Origin of the sequence: Pseudomonas savastanoi, assembly GCF_020917325.1 — a bacterium.
In the GTDB taxonomy this organism is placed as follows: domain Bacteria; phylum Pseudomonadota; class Gammaproteobacteria; order Pseudomonadales; family Pseudomonadaceae; genus Aquipseudomonas; species Aquipseudomonas amygdali.
In genome coordinates, this window is sequence record NZ_CP076652.1 from 2,413,595 (window position 1) to 2,437,219 (window position 23,625).

Annotated in this window: 24 protein-coding genes; 15 read left to right on the plus strand and 9 right to left on the minus strand. The window is 59.6% G+C overall.

What is annotated here, in order from left to right:
* Positions 1–61 precede the first annotated feature (61 nt).
* The 15 genes from KP808_RS26130 (at position 62) to KP808_RS10560 (ending at position 14,128) form a co-directional block, all read left to right on the plus strand.
* Positions 62–826, plus strand: coding sequence for a methyl-accepting chemotaxis protein (locus KP808_RS26130; protein ID WP_371875234.1), 765 nt, complete (start codon positions 62–64; stop codon positions 824–826).
* Between the two features lie 264 nt (positions 827–1,090).
* Complete coding sequence (gene phnC / locus KP808_RS10495) at positions 1,091–1,924, plus strand: phosphonate ABC transporter ATP-binding protein (protein ID WP_002553874.1); 834 nt, start codon at positions 1,091–1,093, stop codon at positions 1,922–1,924.
* Positions 1,925–1,962: 38 nt separating this feature from the next.
* Positions 1,963–2,973, plus strand: coding sequence for a phosphonate ABC transporter substrate-binding protein (phnD, locus tag KP808_RS10500; protein ID WP_230018369.1), 1,011 nt, complete (start codon positions 1,963–1,965; stop codon positions 2,971–2,973).
* A 28-nt stretch (positions 2,974–3,001) separates the two neighbouring features.
* Positions 3,002–3,790: a phosphonate ABC transporter, permease protein PhnE gene (phnE, locus tag KP808_RS10505; RefSeq protein ID WP_002553872.1), complete on the plus strand. Its 789-nt coding sequence runs from the start codon at positions 3,002–3,004 to the stop codon at positions 3,788–3,790.
* Between the two features lie 36 nt (positions 3,791–3,826).
* The gene (gene phnF / locus KP808_RS10510) at positions 3,827–4,561 is read left to right on the plus strand and encodes a phosphonate metabolism transcriptional regulator PhnF (RefSeq protein WP_058400264.1); all 735 of its coding nucleotides are present in this window, start codon (positions 3,827–3,829) and stop codon (positions 4,559–4,561) included.
* 14 nt (positions 4,562–4,575) lie between these two features.
* On the plus strand, positions 4,576–5,040 hold the full coding sequence (gene phnG, locus KP808_RS10515) for a phosphonate C-P lyase system protein PhnG (protein ID WP_230018371.1): 465 nt from the start codon (positions 4,576–4,578) through the stop codon (positions 5,038–5,040).
* The gene (gene phnH, locus KP808_RS10520) at positions 5,040–5,636 is read left to right on the plus strand and encodes a phosphonate C-P lyase system protein PhnH (RefSeq protein ID WP_058400266.1); all 597 of its coding nucleotides are present in this window, start codon (positions 5,040–5,042) and stop codon (positions 5,634–5,636) included. The genes phnG and phnH overlap by 1 nt, the downstream gene beginning before the upstream one ends.
* Positions 5,636–6,715, plus strand: a complete 1,080-nt coding sequence (locus KP808_RS10525; protein ID WP_002553868.1) for a carbon-phosphorus lyase complex subunit PhnI — start codon at positions 5,636–5,638, stop codon at positions 6,713–6,715. The genes phnH and KP808_RS10525 overlap by 1 nt, the downstream gene beginning before the upstream one ends.
* Positions 6,716–6,726: 11 nt before the next feature.
* Positions 6,727–7,599 (plus strand): alpha-D-ribose 1-methylphosphonate 5-phosphate C-P-lyase PhnJ, encoded by an 873-nt coding sequence (locus KP808_RS10530; protein WP_371875235.1) that lies wholly within the window; start codon positions 6,727–6,729, stop codon positions 7,597–7,599.
* Complete coding sequence (phnK, locus tag KP808_RS10535) at positions 7,596–8,417, plus strand: phosphonate C-P lyase system protein PhnK (protein WP_054076594.1); 822 nt, start codon at positions 7,596–7,598, stop codon at positions 8,415–8,417. The genes KP808_RS10530 and phnK overlap by 4 nt, the downstream gene beginning before the upstream one ends.
* A gap of 47 nt (positions 8,418–8,464) precedes the next feature.
* A complete protein-coding gene (phnL, locus tag KP808_RS10540) occupies positions 8,465–9,181 on the plus strand; it encodes a phosphonate C-P lyase system protein PhnL (protein WP_230018373.1) in 717 nt (238 codons plus the stop codon).
* Entirely contained in the window at positions 9,175–10,320 is a 1,146-nt protein-coding gene (locus KP808_RS10545; RefSeq protein ID WP_219171388.1) for an alpha-D-ribose 1-methylphosphonate 5-triphosphate diphosphatase, read from the plus strand. The genes phnL and KP808_RS10545 overlap by 7 nt, the downstream gene beginning before the upstream one ends.
* Positions 10,320–10,886 carry a phosphonate metabolism protein/1,5-bisphosphokinase (PRPP-forming) PhnN gene (gene phnN, locus KP808_RS10550; RefSeq protein ID WP_122258624.1) on the plus strand — a complete coding sequence of 189 codons (567 nt, stop codon included), beginning with the start codon at positions 10,320–10,322 and terminating at the stop codon, positions 10,884–10,886. Before KP808_RS10545 ends, phnN begins: the two co-directional genes overlap by 1 nt.
* Positions 10,877–11,638, plus strand: a complete 762-nt coding sequence (gene phnP / locus KP808_RS10555) for a phosphonate metabolism protein PhnP (protein WP_219171390.1) — start codon at positions 10,877–10,879, stop codon at positions 11,636–11,638. The genes phnN and phnP overlap by 10 nt, the downstream gene beginning before the upstream one ends.
* Positions 11,639–11,764: 126 nt before the next feature.
* Positions 11,765–14,128 carry a glucose/quinate/shikimate family membrane-bound PQQ-dependent dehydrogenase gene (locus tag KP808_RS10560; RefSeq protein ID WP_058407557.1) on the plus strand — a complete coding sequence of 788 codons (2,364 nt, stop codon included), beginning with the start codon at positions 11,765–11,767 and terminating at the stop codon, positions 14,126–14,128.
* Positions 14,129–14,207: 79 nt separating this feature from the next.
* Here KP808_RS10560 and KP808_RS10565 read toward each other — a convergent pair whose 3' ends face one another.
* The 9 genes from KP808_RS10565 to KP808_RS10605 form a co-directional block, all read right to left on the minus strand.
* Entirely contained in the window at positions 14,208–14,513 is a 306-nt protein-coding gene (locus KP808_RS10565) for a contact-dependent growth inhibition system immunity protein (RefSeq protein ID WP_306824544.1), read from the minus strand.
* 133 nt (positions 14,514–14,646) lie between these two features.
* A complete protein-coding gene (locus KP808_RS10570) occupies positions 14,647–15,108 on the minus strand; it encodes an SMI1/KNR4 family protein (RefSeq protein ID WP_058407556.1) in 462 nt (153 codons plus the stop codon).
* Positions 15,109–15,209: 101 nt separating this feature from the next.
* Positions 15,210–15,683, minus strand: a complete 474-nt coding sequence (locus tag KP808_RS10575; protein ID WP_058407555.1) for a hypothetical protein — start codon at positions 15,681–15,683, stop codon at positions 15,210–15,212.
* A complete protein-coding gene (locus tag KP808_RS10580; RefSeq protein WP_230018375.1) occupies positions 15,683–17,053 on the minus strand; it encodes a DUF6861 domain-containing protein in 1,371 nt (456 codons plus the stop codon). Before KP808_RS10580 ends, KP808_RS10575 begins: the two co-directional genes overlap by 1 nt.
* Positions 17,054–17,388: 335 nt before the next feature.
* A complete protein-coding gene (locus tag KP808_RS10585) occupies positions 17,389–18,912 on the minus strand; it encodes an amidase (protein ID WP_230018377.1) in 1,524 nt (507 codons plus the stop codon).
* 124 nt (positions 18,913–19,036) lie between these two features.
* A complete protein-coding gene (locus tag KP808_RS10590) occupies positions 19,037–20,188 on the minus strand; it encodes a M20 family metallopeptidase (RefSeq protein ID WP_230018379.1) in 1,152 nt (383 codons plus the stop codon).
* Complete coding sequence (locus KP808_RS10595) at positions 20,185–21,612, minus strand: M20 family metallopeptidase (RefSeq protein ID WP_230018381.1); 1,428 nt, start codon at positions 21,610–21,612, stop codon at positions 20,185–20,187. The genes KP808_RS10590 and KP808_RS10595 overlap by 4 nt, the downstream gene beginning before the upstream one ends.
* A complete protein-coding gene (locus KP808_RS10600) occupies positions 21,609–22,622 on the minus strand; it encodes an ABC transporter ATP-binding protein (protein ID WP_004665574.1) in 1,014 nt (337 codons plus the stop codon). The genes KP808_RS10595 and KP808_RS10600 overlap by 4 nt, the downstream gene beginning before the upstream one ends.
* Complete coding sequence (locus KP808_RS10605; protein WP_230018383.1) at positions 22,619–23,620, minus strand: ABC transporter ATP-binding protein; 1,002 nt, start codon at positions 23,618–23,620, stop codon at positions 22,619–22,621. Before KP808_RS10605 ends, KP808_RS10600 begins: the two co-directional genes overlap by 4 nt.
* Positions 23,621–23,625 lie beyond the last annotated feature (5 nt).

Genomic DNA, 23,625 nt, shown 5'->3' on the forward strand with positions numbered 1-23,625 from the left:
CTCGACTGCCGCGCGATTGGGCGAGGTTGCCACACAAGTGGTCAAGGTCTCCAACGCGTCGATGGACAACTCCGACCAGCAGGCCAACCGCACTGAAAGCGTGGCAGCGGCGATCAACGAATTGGGTGCCGCCGCCCAGGAAATCGCCCAGAATGCGGCACGCACCTCGCAACAGTCCAGCGATGCCAGCGGCCTGGCCAGCGACGGCCAAGGTGTGGTGCAGCAGACCATCAAGGCCATGAACGAGTTGTCCGGCAAGATCAGCGAGTCGTGCGTGAACATCGAAAGCCTGAATGGCAAGACCGCCAACATCGGGCAGATTCTCGAAGTGATCACCAGCATTTCCCAGCAGACCAACCTGCTGGCGCTCAACGCGGCCATCGAAGCGGCGCGTGCCGGTGAAGCAGGCCGCGGGTTTGCCGTGGTGGCTGACGAGGTGCGTAACCTTGCGCACCGCACCCAGGATTCGGCGCAACAAGTGCAGAAGATGATTGAAGAGCTGCAGGTCGGCGCTCGTGAGGCAGTGGTCAACATGACTGAAAGCCAGCGTCAGAGCGAGGACAGCGTAGGCATCGCCAACCTCGCCGGCGAACGCCTGAGCAGCGTGACCCGACGCATCGAAGAGATCAACGGCATGAACCAGTCGGTGGCCGCTGCAACGGAAGAGCAGACCTCGGTGGTGGAGTCGATCAATGTCGACATCACCCATATCAACACCCTCAACCAGCTGGGCGTCGACAACCTGCGTCAGACCCTGGACGCCTGCAACTCGCTGGAAGAGCAGGCGGCCCGCTTGCAGCAACTGGTCGGCAGCTTCCGGATCTGATCCGGCAGCTGTCCACTATGATGATGATCGTTACCACGCGGAGCATTGTTACGATAGTCATCTCATAGGTGCGTGTATAACTCGAGCGCGTAGGCAAGCCGTACGTCTGCGCGCTCTGCTTCAAAGATCTGAGCTGCAACACCTTCTGCGACAAACTGTTATCAGCTCTTCACTCACGGTTCATGAGGCTGCAACAACACAGGTCCAGTTTGGTTGACAACCGAATACGACCTGTCCCGGGTCGTGCGCAGACCGAGAAGCCTCATGAACGATGCCATTCATGTACAAGGCCTGAACAAGACCTTCTCGCACAAAAGTGCGTTGGTTGACCTTGCGTTGTCTATACAACCCGGTGAAATGGTTGCGCTGATTGGCGCTTCCGGCTCTGGCAAGTCAACCTTGCTGCGCCATCTAGCCGGTCTGGCGTGCTGTGATCGCAGCAATGGTGGTCAGGTCCAGGTGCTGGGTCGCGAGGTTCAGTCGTCCGGTCGTCTCAACAGCCAGGTGCGACGCCTGCGCGCCGATATCGGCTACATCTTCCAGCAATTCAATCTGGTCAATCGCCTCAGTGTGCTGGACAACGTTCTGCTTGGTTGCCTGGGCCGCATGCCGCGCTGGCGCGGCAGTCTGGCGCTGTTCAATCGCGAGGAAAAACAGCGTGCGATGGCTGCGCTGGACAGGGTAGGGCTGGCAGATCTTGCCGCCCAGCGGGCTTCGACCCTGTCCGGCGGCCAGCAGCAACGAGTGGCGATTGCTCGCGCCTTGACCCAGCGCGCCGAAGTGATCCTGGCCGACGAACCGATTGCCTCGCTGGACCCCGAATCGGCCCGCAGGGTCATGGAAATTCTTGCCGACATCAATCGCAGCGACGGCAAGACCGTCGTCGTCACCCTGCATCAGGTGGATTACGCGGTGCGCTATTGCCCGCGTGCCGTGGCCCTCAAGGGCGGGCGGATACATTTTGATGGCCTGGCGCAGGATCTCAGCAAACAGTTCCTCAATGACCTCTACGGTGCAGACGCGGACGCGAGCCTGATGATCACCGAACGAAGCCGTCGCGTTCGGCAGAAACCACGTCTGGAACTGGCCAAAGTCTGAAGCTTTTCAACATCACCCCATTTATCAGGAGAGCCTGCATGTTCAAGCGTATCGGTCGTCTTCTCGCCTCTGCCGCCTTGCTGACCGCCTGCGCGTTGGGCACGGTCCAGGCTGCAGAAGAAAAAGCCATCAATTTCGGCATCATGTCCACCGAGTCATCGCAGAACCTGAAAAGTATCTGGCAGCCGTTTCTCGATGACATGAGCCGCAAAACCGGTCTGAAGGTCAATGCCACCTTTGCCTCGGACTACGCCGGTCTGATTCAGGGCATGCGCTTCAACAAGGTCGATGTGGCCTGGCTGGGCAACAAGGCCGCGATGGAAGCGGTAGACCGCTCCAATGGCGAGATCTTTGCCCAGACGTCTGCCGCCAACGGCGATGCGGGCTACTGGAGCCTGTTGATCGTGCGCAAGGACAGCCCGATCAACTCCGTCGAAGACATGCTCAAGAACGCCAAGAGTCTGACCTTCGGCAATGGTGACCCGAACTCCACATCGGGTTATCTGGTGCCTGGCTATTACGTATTTGCCAAAAACCACGTGGATGCCTCCACCGCCTTCAAGCGCACCTTGAACTCCAGCCATGAGGTCAATGCCCTGAGTGTTGCCAAAGGTCAGCTGGATGTCGCGACCTTCAATACCGAAAGCTGGGACCGCTTGGCCGTGACTCAACCAGACAAGGTCGAGCAGTTGAAAGTGATCTGGAAGTCGCCGCTGATTCCAGCCGACCCGATTGTCTGGAGCAAGGCGCTGTCGGACGAAAACAAGGCGAAGATCCGTGATTTCTTCGCCGATTATGGCAATACCGCTGAAGAGAAAACCGTCCTGAAGAACATGCAGATGGGCAAGTTCCTCAAGTCCAGCGACGACCAGTTGTTGCCTATTCGCCAGCTTGAGCTGTTCAAACAGCGTACTGAGGTGGCCGCCAGCACCACGCTGGATGCTCAGGAGAAAGCGACCCGCCTCAAGGACATCGACGCCAGCCTGAACAAGTTGCAGGAGCGGATCACCGAGCTGAACCAGAAAACCGTAGACAGCTCTGCAGGTTGAGCCAATCGATCACTATCAGGAGTTCGCCATGACCACTCAAGTTGCCTATGCCCAGGCTGCGGGCAAGCCCAACTGGTCGCGTTATCTGGGCTGGGGGCTGTTGCTTGCGGCACTGGCCTGGGCCTGGCAGGGCGCGGAAATGAACCCGATGACGCTGGTTCGGGACTCGTCGAACATGGCGACCTTCGCCGCCGATTTCTTCCCGCCGGACTTCCGTGAGTGGCGCAGCTACCTCAAGGAAATGCTGGTGACCATCCAGATTGCCCTATGGGGTACGGCGCTGGCGATTGTCTGTTCGATACCGCTGGGCGTTCTTTGCGCCGAGAACATCACGCCGTGGTGGATTCACCTGCCATTACGGCGCTGCATGGACGCCTTTCGCTCCATCAATGAGATGGTTTTTGCAATGCTGTTTGTGGTCGCAGTCGGGCTGGGGCCGTTTGCCGGGGTGCTGGCCCTCTGGATCAGTACCACCGGTGTGCTCGCCAAGCTGTTCGCCGAAGCCGTCGAGGCCATAGAGCCCGGTCCTGTCGAAGGGGTACGTGCGACCGGCGCCAGTGCTTTACAGGAGGTCATCTACGGTGTAATTCCTCAGGTCATGCCGCTGTGGATCTCCTATGCTTTATACCGGTTCGAATCCAATGTGCGCTCGGCGACCGTGGTGGGCATGGTTGGCGCAGGCGGCATCGGGGTCATTCTCTGGGAGAACATCCGTGCCTTTGCGTTCGTCCAGACCAGCGCCGTGCTGCTGGTAATCATCGTTGTGGTAAGCGTCATCGACATCATGTCGCAGCGCCTGCGCAAGCAATTCATCTGACAGAAGAGGGGTGTTCAATGAACACTTTTTTTAATTATGCAGTTGTCTAGACAAGCTGAGCCGATGTACCTTGAACTGGCTGAAACCCTGCGTGATGAGCTGGTCTCGTATCGGCCCGGCGATTATCTGCCTGCCGAGTTTCAGTTGGCCGAACGCTTCTGTGTCAACCGCCATACGATCCGCCGAGCGGTCGATGAACTGGTCCGTGAGGGCAGTGTGTTGCGGCGTCAGGGCAAGGGCACGCAAGTGCTGGAACGTCCGTTGATCTATCCGATGCAGGCCGACAGCGCCTACAGCCAGTCGCTGTCGGCACAAGGCATCGGCGTGGAAGCGATTCTGCTGTTGCGCCGCGAATGCCTCGCCAGTCACGAAGATGCGCTGCATCTGGGGCTGGCCGAGCATGCGCCGCTGATCGAAATGCAGACGTTGCGCAAGCTGGATGGCCAGCCTGTAAGCCTGATCTGCCACCGCTACAGCGCCCGCTACAGCGATGTGCTGGCTGAGTATCAGGGTGGTTCGGTTCGCCAGTATCTGGCTGAGCGCGAGTTGCCGCTGAGCCGTGCGCAGAGCCTGATCGGAGCCCGCCTGCCGTCCCGTGAAGAGGCCGGGCTGCTGCTGATGCCCCGGCACATGCCGGCGCTGACGGTGTTGACGGTTTCGTGTGACCGATCGGGGCAGCCGGTGGAGCTTTCTCGCTCGGTCAGCCGCTGCGACCGCTTCCAGTATCAGGTGGCGTTCAATCAGATCGCCGTTACCCCAACGACTGACTGACATCGAGGTGTTCCATGCAAGCAACCCCTGAAACGGCCGCACGGCAGCACTGGATGGGCGTACTGGCGCGCGCCCTTGTCGATGAGCCGAGCCGCGAACAATTACAGCGTCACGAAGCGGCGTTGCGTGACACCGATTACCAGATGATCCGCGCCCCGGAAATCGGCATGACCCTGGTGCGTGGCCGCATGGGCGGCACCGGTTCGGCGTTCAACCTTGGCGAGATGAGCGTTACCCGCTGCGTGGTCCGTCTGGCCGATGGCCGCACGGGTTACAGCTATCTGGCCGGACGCGACAAGCGCCATGCCGAACTGGCGGCACTGGCCGATGCCCATTTGCAAGGCGCGCAACAGGCCTGGTGGCTGTCCGAGCTGATCGAGCCACTGGCACGTACGCAAGCCGAGCGTCGGGCACGCAAGGACGCCGAAGCCGCTGCAACCAAAGTGGAATTCTTTACCCTGGTCCGAGGAGAAGACTGATGAATGCCGTCCTTCTGCAACCTGCCTTCACCGATCCGGTGCTGGATGCCCAGCGCAGTTTTCGCGTAGCGCTCAAGGCCTTGTCCGGTCCGGGTGTGATTCAGACCCTGCCCACCAGGCATCAGCCGCCTGCCTTGCAGGGCCTGGACAGCGCAACTCATGCCTTGTGCCTGGCGCTGCTGGACCTGGACACTCCGCTCTGGCTCGCCCCTGCATTTGATACCCCGGCGATTCGCGCGAACATTGCCTTTCATTGCGGCAGCCCGATTGTCACTGACCGGAGTGCTGCCCGCTTCGCGTTGCTTGATGCGTCGACTGTCGGTGAGCTGCACGGTTTCGATACCGGCAACGACCGTTACCCTGATCAGTCCTGCACCTTGCTGATTCAGCTGCCAGGCCTGCAAGGCGGACCGGCCCTTGCCTGGAGCGGTCCCGGCATCGAGCAGCAAAATTCTGTGGCCTTGCCGCTGGACGAAGCGTTCTGGACCGAGCGTGAGGCACGTAATGTCTTCCCCTGCGGGATGGACGTGTTCTTTGTGTCGGGCAACCAGATGCTCGGCTTGCCACGCAGCACCCGCGTGCAGGAGTGTGCCTGATGTACGTCGCCGTGAAAGGTGGCGAACAGGCCATCGATAACGCCCACCGCCTGCTGGCCAACAAGCGCCGTGGCGATACAAGCATTGCCGAGCTCGATGTCGAGCAGATCCGCCAGCAGTTGCCATTGGCGGTTGCGCGAGTCATGAGCGAGGGTTCGCTGTACGACCCGCAGCTGGCCGCACTGGCGATCAAGCAATCGGCGGGGGATTTGATCGAAGCGATCTTTCTGCTGCGCGCGTACCGCACGACGCTCACGCGTTTTTGCGCCAGCGTGCCCATCGACACCTCGAACATGCAGCTCAACCGGCGTTTGTCCGCCACGTTCAAGGACGTGCCCGGCGGGCAATTGCTGGGCCCGACATTTGACTACACCCACCGCTTGCTGGATTTCACCTTGCTGGCCGAAGGCGAGCACCCTGGCCCGGACGTGGCACCGGACGCAACGCTGCAACCCTGTCCGCGAGTGCTGGGGTTGCTGGCCAAAGAAGGGTTGATCAAACCTGAAGTGGACGATGGCGAGAGCGTTGCGGACATCACTCGCGAGCCGTTGGAGTATCCGTCCAGTCGTGCCCAGCGTTTGCAGGCGCTGGCCCGTGGCGACGAGGGTTTCCTGCTGGCGCTGGGTTATTCGACCCAGCGCGGTTACGGTCGCAACCATCCGTTCGCCGGAGAAATCCGCATCGGCGAAGTAGAGGTCTGGATAGAGCCTGAAGAACTGGGTTTTCCGATTGTGATCGGCGACATCGAAGTGACTGAATGCGAGATGGTCAACCAGTTCGTCGGCTCGGCCAGCGAACCTGCGCAGTTCACCCGTGGCTACGGTCTGGCATTCGGCAACGCAGAGCGAAAGGCAATGGGCATGGCACTGGTGGACCGCTCGTTGCGCGCCGGGGAATTCAACGAAGAAGTCCGCTCGCCGGCCCAGCAGGAGGAATTCGTGCTGGCGCATTGCGACAACGTCGAGGCGGCCGGTTTTGTCTCGCACCTCAAGCTGCCGCATTACGTGGACTTCCAGTCCGAGCTGGAGTTGATCCGCAAGCTGCGCAAGTCCGCACCGCAACCGGAGAGCGACCAATGACTAATGCACCCATGAACACCGCAGAGCAAAGGCCCGCACGGGATGACGCCTACAACTTCGCGTATCTGGACGAGCAGACCAAACGCATGATTCGCCGTGCCTTGCTCAAGGCGGTGGCGATTCCCGGTTATCAGGTGCCGTTCGGCGGGCGCGAGATGCCGCTGCCTTATGGCTGGGGCACCGGCGGGATGCAACTGACCGCTGCAATCCTGGGGGCCGATGACGTGCTTAAGGTCATCGATCAGGGCGCTGACGACACCACCAATGCCGTCTCGATTCGGCGCTTTTTTGCCCGTACGGCAGGCATCGCCACCACTGAGCGCACCCCCGAGGCGACTGTCATCCAGACCCGTCACCGCATTCCGGAAACACCGTTGCACGCCGATCAGATCATGGTCTATCAGGTGCCGATTCCCGAGCCGCTGCGTTTCATCGAGCCTTCGGAAACCGAGACCCGCACCATGCACGCGCTGGATGATTACGGCGTCATGCACGTCAAGCTCTACGAAGACATCGCTACCTTCGGCCACATCGCGACCAGTTACGCCTACCCGGTGATGGTCGATGAGCGCTACGTGATGGACCCGTCGCCGATTCCCAAATTCGACAACCCCAAGCTGCACATGAGCCCTGCGCTGATGCTGTTTGGTGCTGGACGGGAAAAGCGTCTGTACGCCGTGCCGCCGTTTACCCAGGTGGTAAGTCTGGATTTTGAAGATCACCCGTTTGAAGTACAGCGCTGGGAGCAGTGCTGCGCAATCTGCGGCAGCCATGAGTCCTTTCTCGACGAGCTGATTCTTGACGACGCCGGGACGCAGAGCTTTGTCTGCTCCGACACTGATTACTGCGCCCAACGCGTCAAACAGCAGGAGAACGCCCGATGATCAGTGCTCTCTCATTGAACCCGGCGGGCGACCGCCAGCCCGAACCTGCGCAACCGCTGCTCAAGGTGCGCGGCCTGACCCGTTTGTACGGGGTACAGAAGGGCTGTCAGGACGTCAGTTTTGACCTTTATCCCGGCGAAGTGCTGGGCATCGTCGGCGAGTCCGGCTCGGGTAAATCTACGCTGCTGTCGCTGTTGAGCGGACGTTGCCCGCCGGATCGCGGCAACATCGATTATCGAAGCAAGGATGGCAACTGGTTTGATTTGTACAGTTCCAGTGAGGCGCAACGTCGCACCTTGTTACGTACAGAGTGGGGCTTTGTCGAGCAGAACCCGCGTGATGGCCTGCGCATGGGCGTCTCTGCCGGAGCCAATATCGGCGAGCGTCTGATGGCCCAGGGCGTGCGCAATTATCAGCAATTGCGCAGTGCGGCGGTGGACTGGCTGAGCCAGGTCGAGATCGACCCGCTGCGCATTGATGATCTGCCGCGCACGTTTTCCGGCGGCATGCAGCAACGCCTGCAGATCGCCCGCAACCTGGTGTCCAGTCCCAGATTGGTGTTCATGGACGAACCCACCGGTGGGCTGGATGTGTCGGTGCAGGCGCGGTTGCTCGATCTGTTGCGTGGCCTGGTTCGGGAGCTGGACCTGGCGGTGGTCATCGTCACTCACGACCTGGCGGTCGCGCGGTTGCTGGCTGACCGGCTGATGGTCATGCGTCGCTCGGAAGTGGTCGAGAGCGGCCTGACCGATCAGATTCTCGATGACCCGCAGCATCCGTATTCACAACTGCTGGTGTCCTCGGTATTGCAGCCATGAACCAGACAACCCGATCAGACACCGTTCACAGACAAGAGGTGAATCCGATGACGACGTTGATCGAGGTCCGCGATCTGTCGAAAACCTTCACCCTGCATCAGCACAATGGCGTGGTCCTCAACGTGCTGCGCGGGCTCAATTTTTCGGTGCGCGCTGGCGAATGCCTGGTTCTCAGCGGGCAGTCCGGCGCGGGCAAAAGCACATTGTTGCGCACTTTGTACGGCAACTACCTGCCTGCCGCTGGCAGCATCCGCGTACAGCACGAAGGCGAGTGGACCGAACTGGTCGGGGCAACCCCGCGCCAGGTGCTTGAGGTGCGGCGCAAAACGCTCGGCTATGTCAGCCAGTTCTTGCGCGTCATTCCGCGTGTATCGAGCCTGGATGTAGTGATGGAGCCGGCACTCGCACGCGGATGGTCGCGCGAACAGGCTCAGGAGCGCGCGCAACTGCTGCTGAACCGGCTGAATATTCCCCAGCGCCTTTGGCCACTGGCTCCCAGCACCTTTTCCGGTGGTGAACAGCAGCGTATCAACATCGCCCGGGCATTCATGGTGCCGTGGCCGGTTTTATTGCTCGACGAACCGACGGCTTCGCTGGACGACGCCAACCGTCAGGTGGTGCTGGAGCTGGTCGACGAGGCCAAACAGGCCGGTGCCGCACTGATCGGTATTTTTCATGACCGCGACGCCCGCGAGGCGGTCGCCAATCGTCAACTCGACATGAGCCCGGTGGACCTCACCGCCAAGGAGTTGCTGCAATGCTGAACGAACAGATCTTCAGTAACGCCCATGTGGTGACTGCCGAGCAGGTGTTCGTCGGCACAGTTGTGGTCCGTGACGGCCTGATTGCCGAGGTTCAGAGCGGGCGTAGCCAACTGAGCCAGGCTCAGGACATGCAGGGCGATTACCTGCTGCCCGGGCTGGTGGAATTGCACACCGACAACCTGGAGAAGCACCTGTCACCGCGGCCGGGTGTCGACTGGCCGTCGATGTCGGCGGTGATCAGCCATGATGCGCAAATTGTCGCGGCCGGTATTACCACGGTGTTCGATGCGCTGTCGATTGGCGACATCAACCCCAAGGGCAAGCGCATGCAGCAACTGCCCGCGATGCTTCAGGCGATTGCCGACGCCAACGCAGCGGGCCTGACCCGCGCCGAGCACCTGTTGCACCTGCGTTGCGAGGTCAGTCATCCGGATACCCTGAGCGTGTTTCGTGACCTGATGGACCAGCCGCTGGTGCAACTGGTTTCGGTGATGGACCACGCGCCTGGCCAGCGTCAGTTTGCCCTGGAGTCCAAGTACCGCGAGTACTACATGGGCAAGTACCACATGAATCATGAGGAAATGGATCGCTTCATCGTCGAACAGGTCGCCAACTCCACCGAGTACGCCGACCGCTACCGGCGCGCGATTGTCGAGCTGTGCCTGGCGCGTGGCCTGTCGATTGCGAGCCACGACGACGCAACCATGGCGCATGTCGAGGAATCAGCAGGTTTCGGCATGAACATTGCCGAATTCCCGACCACTCTCGAAGCGGCCCGCGGCTGTCGGCAACTGGGCATGAGCGTGCTGATGGGCGCACCGAACATCGTGCGCGGTGGCTCGCACTCCGGTAACGTGGCGGCAGCATCGCTGGCCCGAAATGGGCTGCTGGACATTCTGTCTAGCGATTACTACCCGGCCAGCCTGTTGCAGGCCGCGTTCATGCTGGCCGAACAGGACAACGACTGCGAGCTGCCGCACGCGATCAATATGGTCAGCCGCACGCCCGCTGTTGCGGCAGGGCTGGCGGATCGTGGCGAGATTCGCATCGGTCTGCGCGCTGATCTGATCCAGGCGCGCAATCATGCAGGCCTGCCGGTGATCGACAAGGTCTGGCGACAAGGCAAGAGGGTGTTTTGATGGTTGGCAGGTTGATCTATCTCATCGGGCCGTCCGGTTCAGGCAAGGACAGCCTGCTGGATGCAGCCCGTGAAACGCTGGCACAACGCAACTGCCGGGTTGTACGGCGGGTGATCACCCGTTCTGCCGAAGCGGTGGGGGAGGCGGCACAGGCGGTGACGGTCGAACAGTTCGAGCAGATGCGCGAGCGTGGCGCGTTTGCCTTGAGCTGGCAGGCGAATGGCTTGCACTACGGCATCCCCATCGAGATCGATCAGTGGCTGCTGGAGGGCCACGACGTGTTGATCAACGGCTCCCGGGCGCATCTGCAGAAGGCGCAAATACGTTACCCGACGCTGCTGGCGGTGCTGCTGACCGTCAACCAGGACGTGCTGCGCCAACGGCTGTTGGCGCGCAACAGGGAAACCCTTGCGGAAATCGAGGAGCGACTAGCGCGCAACTCGCGCTTTGCCGGGGATTTACTGGCGAACAATCCGCAGGTCTTCCCGCTGGATAATTCGGGCGATCTGCAACAGACCGTCGCCACGCTTATCGGCTTGATGGAGCGACGTGACGCATGCGCCTGACCCTGCTGGGCACCGCTGATGCACGACAGGTGCCGGTCTACGGTTGCCAGTGCCCGGCCTGCTCGGCGGCGCGGGCGAATCAGGACCTGCGGCGCTTGCCGTGCAGTGCGCTGATTGAATGCGCCGATCAGCGCTGGTTGATCGACAGCGGCCTGACCGACCTTACCGACCGTTTCCCACCGCGCAGCCTGAGTGGCATCCTGCAGACGCATTACCATGCCGACCATGCCCAGGGGCTGTTGCATCTGCGCTGGGGGCAGGGGCTGGTAATTCCGGTCCACGGCCCGGCGGATCCGGAAGGCCTGGCCGACCTCTACAAGCACCCCGGTATTCTCGATTTCAGCCAGCCGTTTGCAGCCTTCGAAACCAGAGCCTTGGGCGCACTGCACGTCACGGCGCTGCCGCTGACGCACTCCAAGCCCACGTTCGGCTACATGTTTGAAGGCGACGGGCTACGTTTTGCCTACCTGACCGACACCGTCGGCTTGCCTGACGACACCCGCGAGTATCTGCAACGTGCACCGCTGAATCTGCTGGTGCTCGACTGCTCGATGCCTCCACAGCTTCAGCCGCCACGTAATCACAATGACCTGACCCTGGCGCTGCAAACCATCGACCAGTTGCGACCGGGCAAGGCGGTATTGACGCACATCGGTCACACGCTGGATGCGTGGTTGATGGGGCAGCCGCAAGGACTGCCAGGGGATGTACTGATCGGTCGGGACGGTATGTCGCTACAGGCGTGCGCATAAACGCAAAAACTGTGCGCTGATCGCCCGCAAACGCCTGTTTCAGACGCTTGGCAGGCTGCGACAATTTGTCATTATGAACCGTTTGGTACATTCTGTTCGGCTGTAAAAATCCGACAGGTTTGAAAAATGACAAACAAGCAAGACACAGGAACTGGCGGCAGGTTGCTGCTGCTCGGGCTGGGAGTACTGATCGCCCTGATCGGGCTCGGTCTGGCAGGTGGCGGCGGCTACCTGGTGACATTGGGCGGCAGCTGGTTCTTCCTGCTGATGGGGCTGGCGATGCTGGTCAGTGGTGCGCTGATCGCCGTGCGCAAACCCAAAGGTGCCGTGTTGTATGGCATCGCCCTGATACTGACCGCCGTCTGGGCTGTCTGGGATGCAGGCCTGCATTATTGGCCGCTGGTGTCCCGCCTATTGACCTTTGCCGTGATCGGCCTGGTGATTGCGCTGATCTACCCGACACTGGTTCGCGCTTCGGGTGCTCAGGCAGGCCGCGGTGCCTATGGTCTGGCCGGTCTGTTGGCCATCGGTGTTGTGGCGACCATCGGCTACATGTTCGTTCCGAGCCATGTGGTCAGCGCCAGCAGCGTGCCGGCTATTGTCCCGGTGGCACCGGGTGCCGAGCAGAAGGACTGGGCACACTGGGGCAATACCCCGGCAGGTAACCGCTTCGCGGCTCTGGATCAGATCAACAAGAGCAACGTCGACCAGCTTCAGGTTGCCTGGACCTTCCACACCGGCGACATTCCGCAGAGCACAGGTGCCGGTGCAGAAGACCAGAACACCCCGCTGCAGGTCGGCGACACGGTGTACACCTGCACCGCCTACGGCAAAGTGTTCGCACTGGATGCTGACACCGGCACCCAGCGCTGGAAGTTCGACCCGCAGGGCAGTGCGCCCAACTGGCAGCGCTGCCGCGGCCTGGGTTACTTTGCCGCGCCCGCAGCCGACGCACCAGCCCAGCCAGCCGCCGCATGCGCCACACGCGTGTTTCTGCCGACTGGCGACGCTCGCCTGATCGCACTCGACGCCAGGACCGGCGAGACCTGCAAGGACTTTGGTAATCAAGGCGTAGTCGATCTGAAAACCGACATGGGCGAAGTCAAGGAAGGCTACTACCAGCAGACCTCGACGCCGCTGGTGGCCGGTAATGTAGTGGTGGTGGGCGGTCGTGTTGCCGACAACTTCTCCACCGGCGAACCTCCAGGCGTGGTGCGTGCTTTCGACGTACACAGCGGCGAGCTGGTCTGGGCCTGGGATCCGGGTAACCCGAATACCAACAAGCGTCCGCCAGCGGGCGAAACCTACACGCGTGGTACGCCGAACGTCTGGTCGGCAATGTCCTACGATGACAAGCTCGGCCTGATCTACCTGCCGACCGGTAACGCCACACCCGATTTCTTCGGCGGGACGCGTACCGAGCAGGACGACAAATGGTCTTCGTCAGTCGTTGCGGTGGACGTAAAGACCGGTCAGGTGCGCTGGAACTTCCAGATGACCCACCACGATCTGTGGGACTTCGACATTCCGGCGCAACCGTTGCTGTATGACATCCCGGACGGCAAGGGCGGTACGCAGCCAGCATTGGCGCAAGTCACCAAGCAGGGCGAGATTTTCCTGCTCAACCGCGAAACCGGTGTGCCGATCTCGCGTGTCGAAGAACGCCCTGTGCCGCAGGGCAATGTGCCGGGCGAGCGCTATTCGCCAACCCAGCCGTTCTCGGTGGACATGCCGTCGATTGGCAACCAGACCCTCAAAGAGTCCGACATGTGGGGTGCCACGGCGTTCGACCAGCTGATGTGCCGCATCGCTTTCAAAGGCATGCGCCACGAGGGTGTTTACACGCCGCCAGGCCTGGACCCCGCGTTGCAGTTCCCCGGCTCGCTGGGCGGCATGAACTGGGGCAGCGTCTCGGTCGACCCGACCAACAACTATATGTTCGTCAATGACATGCGCTTGGGCCTGGCCAACTACATGATCCCGCGCGACAAGATCGCCGCCGGTGCCAGCGGTATCGAAATGGGCGTCGTGCCGCAGACCGGTACACCGTTCGGTGCCATGCGCCAGCGCTTCCTGTCTGCCGTCGGCATTCCGTGCCAGGCACCGCCGTTCGGCACCATGTCGGCGATTGACCTGAAAACCAAAAAACTGATGTGGCAGGTTCCGGTAGGTACCGTGAAAGACACAGGCCCGATGGGCATCCGCATGGGCCTGCCGATTCCGATCGGCATGCCGACGCTGGGCGCTTCGTTGTCCACCCAGTCGGGCCTGCTGTTCTTCGCCGGTACTCAGGACTTCTACCTGCGCGCCTTCGACAGCGGCAACGGCAACGAAATCTGGAAGGCCCGTCTGCCCGTAGGCAGCCAGTCCGGCCCGATGACCTACGTGTCGCCCAAGACCGGCAAGCAGTACATCCTGCTCACCGCCGGCGGCGCCCGCCAATCGCCGGATCGTGGCGATTACGTGATTGCCTACGCGTTGCCCAAGTAACGTGCTTCAACGTTGAGGGGCAGATTTTGCCCCTCGATTTGTTATGTCACACGCTCAATGTCTCGCGGACAGATGGATGCTATTGTTGGCTTTTGAAGTAAATGGCCATTTTGGATAGCCAATCCGAATAATGAGTGTGTTCACTGCTGGGCTCGAAATAGCACCCCAATGTGGTTGTCATTATTTCGCTGTAGTCTGTTTCCGTCATGGGCTGGCTTAACAGATGCTCAATTTCTTTTACGCTATCTCGCAAACAGCTCAAGGGTTCACATTTTACGATCTCTTCAAACACATGATTGCTGTCCAAGAACTCTTCCGTCCAGTCCTGATGAAAATAGCAGCCTAGTAATCGGCTCAAGTTGGCGTATTGTTCTTTTTTCATCATGATGTCCGGCTTTTTATTATTGGGAGCTGGCTTCAATCTTTGATTATTGTTGATGTCTGGTGCGAATCTATCTAATAGGGGGCGGAGCGGCCTTGTTGGTAGAGTGTTGTTAGGCCGCAGTTTGGCTATATGTCTAGGCGTTGGCTATTATTCTTTTGGCAAGATACTCATAAAAATTTTCTGCATAGTGGATCGCTGTTCCTGAAGGTATTCGCAAGAAGATTTGACATTCATTATCTTTGTAGGTGTCATAGTTGAAGAAGAAAACTTCGCCCAGGTCCGTTTTGCTGATGACTACTTTTTCTGGAGTTGTCGACTTGTTTTTGAGTCCGTTAATATGTTGGAAGACAATATCTCCACCATTTATGTCATCGAAGTCCATGCCGTAGATGCTGTAAATTTCCTCGGTGCCTACTTCTCCTCCCGCATAATTTCGTAAAAACCATTTGTAGGAGTCAGGCAATGGGTGACCTAAACGCTGTTCTGCCTTAATAATCCACTCGTCGGCCACCGCGTCGGCAGGTGTTCCGAATGCTGCTACATCCTCATTTGTCTTCATAAGGTTTCCAAGATCAAATGCTGTCAAATTAGTCATTTCATTACTCGTGAGTATTCGCGCAGTTAAATCTAGTTCCACCTCCTTTATCTGCTCCTGAAAATTCAAATAGTTCAGTATTTGCTAGAGGCTTTCCACGCTCATCTGTTGACTTTGGTTACGTTTGAGTAATCGCCGAACTCGGGGATTTTTTCGTAATTGTCTTTAGGCTCGAAATGCGATTTGGCTTCCTCAAGCTTATGTGGGTTTAGCTGCTCCCGACGAATCAAAAGCTCGCCGCTTTCTTTGAAGATGTAGCTGGTTCCAACTGAGATTTTCCCAGCGTCATCAAATTCACGATGGGTTGCCATCGTGAGGAAAAGCGTTTCTGAATCCAGGCATTGAAACTGATAGGTAAGGTATTCGCGCTGATGGTCATCCAGAAATCCAACGCCCACCATGTTCTTGTCTAAAATCATTTCTACGAAACAAGCTGGTTTAGAGTCTGAGCCTATCAACGCTGTATAAGGCTTTTTAGCCAAATGCAAAGCGTTGGAGGTAGCCTCGTCAATAGGGTCGATTGCACGATGCTTGAGGCGGAACCAGGACTTGCAATAAAAAATAGAAGGACTCATCAATACACCTTTCCGTTGATATCTCTTATTAAAACTCCTGCTTTGTCTGCAGAGTCTAAAATAGTTTGGGGTATTATACCTGTTTGAGGTAGAACTTCCAGTATCAAAGCGCCCTGTAATTTTTGTCCTGCCAAAGAGCCACTGGATGGAACATTCGCTATAGTAGAGCCGCTCGGGTACTTTGATATTGCTTCATTTATATAGCTTTTGGCGGTGGATTCAGATATTTTTGAAAATTGAGTTAATTTACGTGATATGATTTCTCCAGTTGTTGGGTTGTATGAATCTAGTCGGTAATAGCCATTGCCGTCAGGCCTCTGTATGTAGACCTCATTGTAGGGGTAATTTTTTGATTGAACTCTATTAAACTCGTTACCTGCATCGAGTCGCTGCAGCCACTCTGGTTTTGATGAGGTATTTGCCACGTCGTTGGATTCTTTTTTTGCATCTGGCCGATTAGATGGCGAGGGTGTAGTTGGCGGCTCTTGGGTGTCCATTACTCCCCGGAACGGTGAAGGCTCACTCCTCTGCAACTCAGGATGAGCCAGCAATCTCTGCTCATTTCGAGCCAACCAACCCGCAATTTGCTTATTGGTCATGTCTGCTTGAAGCTTCGCGCTTCTTGCGGCGATGCCGTCCAGACTGCCTACGATCCCAGCCTTGACCTGACCTCGTGTGATGTAGGTAACGATGGCAGTCAGTAGGAGCATGACTAATTGCTCCTGACCTCTGGCAAGTTGCCGCGCGGCGGCATCTATACGCTCATCAATCAGCCACGCGGAGGCTCCTGTGGGATCAAGCCCTGGCGGTTTGACACCTTCCTCTGCATTCCAGGCAGTCACAATACCTTCATAGAGAGTTGCAAGACAGGCAGGGAGCCCTTGATAAAAGTACTCGGCAATGGCTGAAAGCCCCATGCCCAGCAGAATTAGGTTGCCGACCTGTAAGCCTATGCCGCTGCCTGCTATGGCCCCTGGTACAGCGCCCGCCCCGAATGCTAGCGATCCAGCCGCACCACCAACAAGAGTTCCTACGGCTACGCTGCCGCCCATGATCATGGCGACCTCTTTTACCAGTTGCAGCAAGACGGGAAGGATTTCCGTAATGTCTATGGAAGCCCACTTGCGCATCAGATTCAGCTGGATGATTGGGTAAGACTTGGACATCGCCAGCTTCACCGACTCAATGCGGTTTCCGCCGATACTGCCAAAGGCCAGTGTGGCCTCGTTACTGACTCGTCGAGTGAAACCGTTCCAACCATCCAAAGCGCTTTCCCAGCCTTGATCGAAAGACTGATTCAGATGGTTGAATTTGTTATCGAGGGTTCGCTCGATGTCTTCCCATTTGGGGACGTTGGCTAAAAGATCCATTTATTCATCTCTGTCCTTGAAAAGAGTAAATTCCGATTCTCGATCCTTGAGTCATCGGACTACAGCCTGCGCTAGAGGTAACCTTTGCCTGATCGTCTGGCATGCCAATTCGATCTCAGATACTGCCATTTTTCTCATTTGTGCGACGATCGCAATGATGTCAATGAGATAGCAGTTGGGTGTTCACGACTGTGATAGCTAGGTGACGCATTGAATTCCCGGCGCTTTTCCTCACCGCTGTGGTTTGAAAGTTTTTTTGGTTGATCGCTAAAAAGTGAAGTGCGGCACGTTTTTTGAACGCCTGGTATTGGTCTTGCTCCTTCACACATCCCCAACTACATCGCACCAATCTCCGGCTTGCCCGTTCTCGACCCGCCGTAAACCGGTGGATGCGTGACGATATGCGTCAGGTCGACCGCCGAGGCCAGCAGTTTCTGCAGGTCGGGACGCGGACGTGACAGGCGTGGATCATTCAGTGTTGCCTGCTCGAGCGCCGCTGCGCAGGCGAGCAGTTTTGCGTCGCCGCGGAACCCGCCGATCATCTGTAGCCCGAACGGCATGCCGTTGTGGTCGGTGCCGCAGGGCAGGGACAGGGCCGGGTTGGTGGTCAGGGTGATGGTGTAGCACAGCGCCAGCCAGCGATAGTAATTGTCCAGTGGCACGCCGTTGACTTCGCGCAGGTACAGTTCGCTCCAGGGGAAGGGCGAGACTGGTGTGGTTGGCGCGAGGATCAGGTCGTAGTGTTCGAATTGCTTCTGGAAACCGCGGAAGAGCCGGCTCTGCTCGCCATGTGCCTTTACGCAGTCCTGCAGCGACATGGCGGCACCCATCTCAAAGTTGGCGCGGGTGTTGGGTCCCAGAGCATCGGGGTCGCGGTCATGGGCGTCCTGCAACCCGGCAACGAAGGCTTCGGCACGCAGCACATCGAAGGTGCGATGGGCGCTGCCCAGGTTCAGGTCGATGGCTTCGCAGGATTTGAAGAGCGGCTTCAGTGCGTTGATTTTTTCCCGGAAGACGGCACGGATTGTGTCATCGACTGCGCACGCGCCGAAGTCTTCGCTATAGCCGACCCGCAGTTGGCTGAGGTCGACGGTGCGTGTTGCAAACGCGTCATCGGCAATGGCATAACTCAACGGATCGGACTGCCCCAGCCCGGCGCTGGCGCGCAGTTGCAACAGCGTGTCGGCGACATTGCGACCCATCGGGCCAACAACGGAAATCGGCGTCCAGCCGAGTTTTTTGCGTTCGCTCGGTACCAAGCCGGGTGAAGGTCGCAGGCCGACGATGCCGCACAGTGCTGCGGGAATGCGCAACGAACCACCGGTATCTGAACCGCTGCACAGCGGCACCATGTCTACAGCCAATGCGGCGGCTGAACCGCCCGAGGAACCGCCTGCGTTGAGTTCCGGATTGAACGGGTTGCCGGTCGCGCCCCAGACGACGTTGCGGGTGTTGGCTCCGGCACCGAGCTCCGGGACATTGGTCTTGCCAACGACGATTGCCCCGGCAGCACGCAGGCGCGCGACGAACAGGTTGTCCTGCGCTGGAATGTTGTCGCGGAACAGTTGTGAGCCGTAAGTGGTGAGTACTCCGGCGGTTTCTTCCAGGTCCTTGATGCCGATTGGCAGACCATGCAGCAGCCCCAGCGGTTTGCCTTGCAGGACTGCATGCTCGGCCAGCAGCGCCTCGTCGCGGGCGCGCTTGAAACAGGTCGCGGCGAACGCATTGATTTTCGGGTTCAGGCTTTCAATCCGCTCGATACAGGCGTCGAGCAATTCCACTGGCGAGATCTGTTTGCTGCCGATCAACGCACGTAGTTCGGTGGCGGATTTGCCGAGCAGCTCGGATGGGTTTTGCATGGAGTGTTCTCCCGAATTTCATCGTTCCGCACGCTCGCGTGGGAATGCATTTCGTGACGCTCTGCGTCACACATCTGCGTCGCGCCTCTTTTTCCAGGTCGTGCGCAGCACGTGGGCAGTCTCTTCAAGCATCCCCCAGCGCCAATATCGTCGCCACCAGCGCCTGGCCTCTGGGCACCAGGGTATCAAGCTCCAGATATTCATGGTCGGTGTGTACCTTGCCGCCGACCGGGCCGAGGCCGCATAGCGTGGGGATGCCCAGGCTAGCGGTGAAGCCAGAGTCGGCGCAGCCGCCGGTGAACTCACCTTCCACGCTGAAACCCAGTTCCTGCGCAAGCCCCTGATAGATACTCAACAGTTCAGTGCTGTGCCGGGCTTCCATGGGCAGGAAGGTCGTGGTTTCCAGCAGTCTGGCCGATGTGCCGGGCAGTTCCTCTTCGGCGACGATGGCCTGGACGGCGGCGAGAATTTCATCCCATTGGCGCAGTTCGACAAAGCGCACGTCGAGTTTCGCCGTCGCGCTGGGCGCAACGGTGTTGCTGGAGGTGCCGCCCGAGATCAAGCCGACGTTGGTGGTAACGCCCGCTGCGTAGTCGGTCAACGCATGCAGCTTGATCACCTTGTGCGCCAGCGCCTGAATCGCGCTGGCACCGTCGGCGTGATTGACCCCGGAATGCGCCGCGCGGCCGCTGACTTCGATGATCAGCGTGGCACCGCCTTTGCGGGCACTGACCACGTTGCCGCTGGCGCGTCCCGGTTCCGGGTTGAGCACCGCGCGAGCCTGGCGTGCGTACTTTTCGATGTGAACACGAGCGCTGGCGGAGCCGATTTCTTCGTCTCCGGTATAGAGGATCTGTACCGGAAATGGCAGCGGGCCGATGCGCTTCAACGCTTTCAGCGCAAAGCAGTTCAGCACCAGTCCGCCTTTCATATCCGCCACGCCAGGGCCATAAGCCAGTTCAGCATCTTTGGTATAACCGCGAGCAGACGTGGTGCCTTTGGGAAATACCGTGTCGCGATGGCCAAGCAGCAGCACCGGCTTGCCGGGGCCGCCGGGCAATTCAGCCAACAGCACATCGCCAAAACCCTCAACCGGGATACGTTCGACGCTGATCCCGTCGGCCTGCAATTGCGCGGCGAGCAGTTCGCCGACCGCATCGACTCCGGCCTTGTCGTAACTGTTGGAGTCGGTATCGACCAGGCTCTGCAACAGCGCCTCCATCGCCTCGTACTGCCCGCTCAGCCAGTCTCTGGCCTGCCGCTGTGCTTCATTCATTCACTCAGCTCCTGTGCCCGATGCTCGCGGGTCAGCCGTGCGCCGTCCGTTCCCAGGTCCCAGAACAGTCCGGCCATGATTTGCAGACTTTCTTTGACCACCGGTGCCAGCAAATGCTCGTCGGGGGCATGTTGCGAGCACGCTGGATACGAGTGTGGCACCCAGACGGTCGGCAGGCCCAGCACTTCAGCGAACACGTCATTGGGCAGCGAGCCGCCCAGATTGGGCAGCAGTGCCGGCTTCTTGCCGGTGGTGGCGGCCAGCGATTCCAGTGCCCAACCGACCCACGGGCTGTCGGGTGACAGGCGCGTGGCATGCATCACGTCCATGCGCGTCTGACGGACTTCGACCTGGGTGAAACCGTGCGCATCCAGGTGCGCACGCACGGCGGGAATGAACGCGTTGTAATCGCTGTCGACCACAAAGCGAATGTGGCATAGCGCGTGCGCTTTACCGGGAATGGCGTGTACCGGGGCGTCCGGGTTGCCGGTCTTGAAGGCGAGAACGTCGAGGGTGTTCCAGCCGAAGACTTTTTCGCTGAGCGACAGTGCCGGGTCGCCCCAGCCAGCGTCGATGTCCGGGTCGCCGGGGCCGCCGCCGACCTCGATATCCGCCAACGCAGTACGCACGGCATCGGGGATGGCTGTCGGCATCAGGCCCGCGACTTTCACGCGGCCATGCTGATCGACCATGCTGGCAATTGCGTTGGCCAGAATGATGCCTGGGTTGGCCAGCAGCCCGCCCCAGTTGCCGGAATGGTGCGCGCCTTCACGCAGGTTCACCGTCAGCTCGAAGTTGAACACCCCGCGCGAGCCAAGAAACAGGGTAGGGCGCGCCGCTGCCAGGCGTGGGCCGTCGGAGGCGATGAAAATGTCTGCGGCGAGTTCTTCTGCGTGGGCCTGGCAGAACGCGCTGAGGCCGGGGGAACCGTCTTCTTCGCCCATTTCCAGCAGCAGTTTGACGTTGAAACCCAGCTTGCCGTCGCGTGCCTTGAGGGTCTGCTCCAGAGCGGTCAGGTTGATCAGGTGCTGGCCCTTGTTGTCCGCAGTGCCACGTCCGTACCAGCGTTCGCCACGTTCGATGACCTGCCACGGCGACAAGCCCGGTTGCCACTGCGCGTCATAACCGCGAACCACATCGCCATGACCATAACTGAGCAGGGTCGGCAGCGCCGCGTCTTCGATGCGGGTCGCGATCATCAGAGGGCCACGCCCGGCGACCGGGTTGTCATGCACCGCGACGCTGAAACCCAGACGCTCGACATGCGGTGTAATGAACTCGTGCAGATAGCGATAAAGCTCCGGCAGGCTCTCGGCCTCCTGGCTCTGGGTCGGATAGGCGACGCTTTCGCCAAGCAGGGCGAAAAATGCGCCGTTGTCGAACTGTTCAGTGACGTTTTCGATGGCGTGCGAACGGCTACTCATGAGGGCATCAGCTCCAGGGTTTTCGAGGTGTCGCGCAGGTGGCAGCGCACGGTTCCGCCTTCCATGCGGCCAATCACCGGAGACTTCTCCTTGCACACCGCCATGCAGGCCGGGCAGCGCGGGTGAAAGGCACAGCCGGATGGCGGCGACATAGGGTTGGGGAAGGTCCCGTGCAAACCCAGATCGGGAATGCCCAGATGCGGGTCAGGGGTCAGTACCGAGTCCAGCAACGCTTGCGTGTAGGGATGACCGGGTCTGGCGAACAGCGATTCGCGGCTGCGCTCTTCGACAATCCGCCCCAGGTACATCACCGCGACGCGGTCGGCGAGGTGTTCGATGACGGCCAGGTTGTGGCTGATCAGCAGGTACGTCAGGCCGAATTCCTGTTTCAGGTCCTGTAGCAGATTAAGAATTTGCGCCTGCACCGAAACGTCGAGTGCCGAGGTCGGCTCGTCGCAAATCAACACATCCGGGCGCATCACCAGGGCCCGGGCAATCGCTACCCGCTGGCGCTGGCCACCGGAAAGCTGGCTCGGGTAACTGTCGATCACGCGCTTGGGCAGACCGACCACGTCCATCATCGCCTCGGCACGCTGGCGACGTTCGGTATGGGTGCCGATGTCATGCACGATCAGTGGCAGAGTGACGATTTCGCGCAGGGTCTTGCGCGGGTTGAGCGACGAGTAAGGATCCTGAAAGATCGGCTGGATGCGCCGTGCCATCTCCTTGCGGTCGGTTCCGGCGAGGTGTTTGCCGTTGACCAGTACATCGCCGCTGCTGGGCGCGAGCAGGCCCAGCAGCATCTTGGCCAGGGTGCTCTTGCCGCATCCCGATTCGCCGACCAGCCCGAGGGTTTCGCCGCGCATCAGGCGCAGTGACACTCCGTCGACGGCTTTCAAAGTGGCATTGGGTTTGAAAAATCCACGGCTGATGCTGAATTCGCGACGGATGTCGCACAGCTCCAGAGCAATGTCTTTTTTGACACTCGTGTTAAGGGCCTGATTGTTCATGACGTCATGCCCTCACGGTGCAATACAGTTTCTACGCCCGTTGAAGCAAACAGGCAGCGGGTCATGTGGTCGTGGCTGTGAACCTGAGGGACACTATCAGCACACGCTGTGATTGCTTGCGGGCAGCGATTGCGAAATGCGCAGCCGTGTTGCTCGCCGACCAGGCTGGGCACCAGCCCCGGAATCGAACCCAGCGGCTGACCCGGTTGAGTGTGCCCGGGGATCGGTATGCTCGCCAGCAAGCCGCGGGTATAGGGGTGTTGCGGGTTCTCGAACAACTCGACGGCCGGGGCGGTTTCGACGATCTGCCCGGCGTACATCACCGCAACCCGGTCGGCAATGCGCGCCACCAGGCCAAGGTCGTGGGTAATGAAGATCACGGCCAGACCCAGCTCCTTCTGGATGTCGCGAATCAGGCGCAGGATCTGTGCCTGAATGGTCACGTCCAGCGCAGTGGTCGGCTCGTCGGCGATGATCACGTCCGGTTCGCACATCAGGGCCATGGCGATGATTACCCGCTGGCGCAGGCCGCCCGACAATTGATGCGGGTACTGACGCAGGCGCTCGCCAGCGTTGCTGATCCCGACTTTTTCAAGCATTTGCGCCGCACGTTGCAGCGCTTCCTTGCGCGATACCTTGCGGTGTCGGGTGAGCACTTCGCTGAGCTGATCGCCAATGCTGTAGGCCGGGTTCAGCGAGGTCATCGGCTCCTGAAAAATCATCGCCAGACGGTTGCCACGCAGGTCGCACATCTGCCGCTCGCTCTGGGTCAGCATATCGATGCCGTCCAGGCTCAGCGTCGTTGCGGTACGCCGGGCCTTGCGTGGCAGCAGGTCCATGAGTGCCAGCGAAGTCAGGGATTTGCCGCAGCCGGACTCGCCGACGATACACAGCATTTCGCCGCGCTCGACCTGAAAATCCAGGCCGCGCACTGCGTGCAGCGTGTCTTGGCCGAGAGGAATCTCGACACGCAGGTTTTCAACATGCAACAGCGCCATGTGCG

Coding starts and splice junctions, on each gene's coding strand:
- KP808_RS10565 (WP_306824544.1), bottom strand. CDS start 14,513: ATGATGAAAAAAGAACAATACGCCAACTTGAGCCGATTACTAGGCTGC.
- KP808_RS10600 (WP_004665574.1), bottom strand. CDS start 22,622: ATGAACAATCAGGCCCTTAACACGAGTGTCAAAAAAGACATTGCTCTG.
- phnF (WP_058400264.1), top strand. CDS start 3,827: ATGCAGTTGTCTAGACAAGCTGAGCCGATGTACCTTGAACTGGCTGAA.
- KP808_RS26130 (WP_371875234.1), top strand. CDS start 62: ATGGACAACTCCGACCAGCAGGCCAACCGCACTGAAAGCGTGGCAGCG.
- KP808_RS10530 (WP_371875235.1), top strand. CDS start 6,727: ATGAACACCGCAGAGCAAAGGCCCGCACGGGATGACGCCTACAACTTC.
- phnD (WP_230018369.1), top strand. CDS start 1,963: ATGTTCAAGCGTATCGGTCGTCTTCTCGCCTCTGCCGCCTTGCTGACC.
- KP808_RS10575 (WP_058407555.1), bottom strand. CDS start 15,683: ATGAGTCCTTCTATTTTTTATTGCAAGTCCTGGTTCCGCCTCAAGCAT.
- phnC (WP_002553874.1), top strand. CDS start 1,091: ATGAACGATGCCATTCATGTACAAGGCCTGAACAAGACCTTCTCGCAC.
- phnL (WP_230018373.1), top strand. CDS start 8,465: ATGACGACGTTGATCGAGGTCCGCGATCTGTCGAAAACCTTCACCCTG.
- KP808_RS10595 (WP_230018381.1), bottom strand. CDS start 21,612: ATGAGTAGCCGTTCGCACGCCATCGAAAACGTCACTGAACAGTTCGAC.
- KP808_RS10580 (WP_230018375.1), bottom strand. CDS start 17,053: ATGGATCTTTTAGCCAACGTCCCCAAATGGGAAGACATCGAGCGAACC.
- phnK (WP_054076594.1), top strand. CDS start 7,596: ATGATCAGTGCTCTCTCATTGAACCCGGCGGGCGACCGCCAGCCCGAA.
- phnH (WP_058400266.1), top strand. CDS start 5,040: ATGAATGCCGTCCTTCTGCAACCTGCCTTCACCGATCCGGTGCTGGAT.
- phnP (WP_219171390.1), top strand. CDS start 10,877: ATGCGCCTGACCCTGCTGGGCACCGCTGATGCACGACAGGTGCCGGTC.
- KP808_RS10525 (WP_002553868.1), top strand. CDS start 5,636: ATGTACGTCGCCGTGAAAGGTGGCGAACAGGCCATCGATAACGCCCAC.
- phnE (WP_002553872.1), top strand. CDS start 3,002: ATGACCACTCAAGTTGCCTATGCCCAGGCTGCGGGCAAGCCCAACTGG.
- KP808_RS10545 (WP_219171388.1), top strand. CDS start 9,175: ATGCTGAACGAACAGATCTTCAGTAACGCCCATGTGGTGACTGCCGAG.
- phnG (WP_230018371.1), top strand. CDS start 4,576: ATGCAAGCAACCCCTGAAACGGCCGCACGGCAGCACTGGATGGGCGTA.
- KP808_RS10590 (WP_230018379.1), bottom strand. CDS start 20,188: ATGAATGAAGCACAGCGGCAGGCCAGAGACTGGCTGAGCGGGCAGTAC.
- KP808_RS10560 (WP_058407557.1), top strand. CDS start 11,765: ATGACAAACAAGCAAGACACAGGAACTGGCGGCAGGTTGCTGCTGCTC.
- KP808_RS10605 (WP_230018383.1), bottom strand. CDS start 23,620: ATGGCGCTGTTGCATGTTGAAAACCTGCGTGTCGAGATTCCTCTCGGC.
- KP808_RS10585 (WP_230018377.1), bottom strand. CDS start 18,912: ATGCAAAACCCATCCGAGCTGCTCGGCAAATCCGCCACCGAACTACGT.
- phnN (WP_122258624.1), top strand. CDS start 10,320: ATGGTTGGCAGGTTGATCTATCTCATCGGGCCGTCCGGTTCAGGCAAG.
- KP808_RS10570 (WP_058407556.1), bottom strand. CDS start 15,108: ATGACTAATTTGACAGCATTTGATCTTGGAAACCTTATGAAGACAAAT.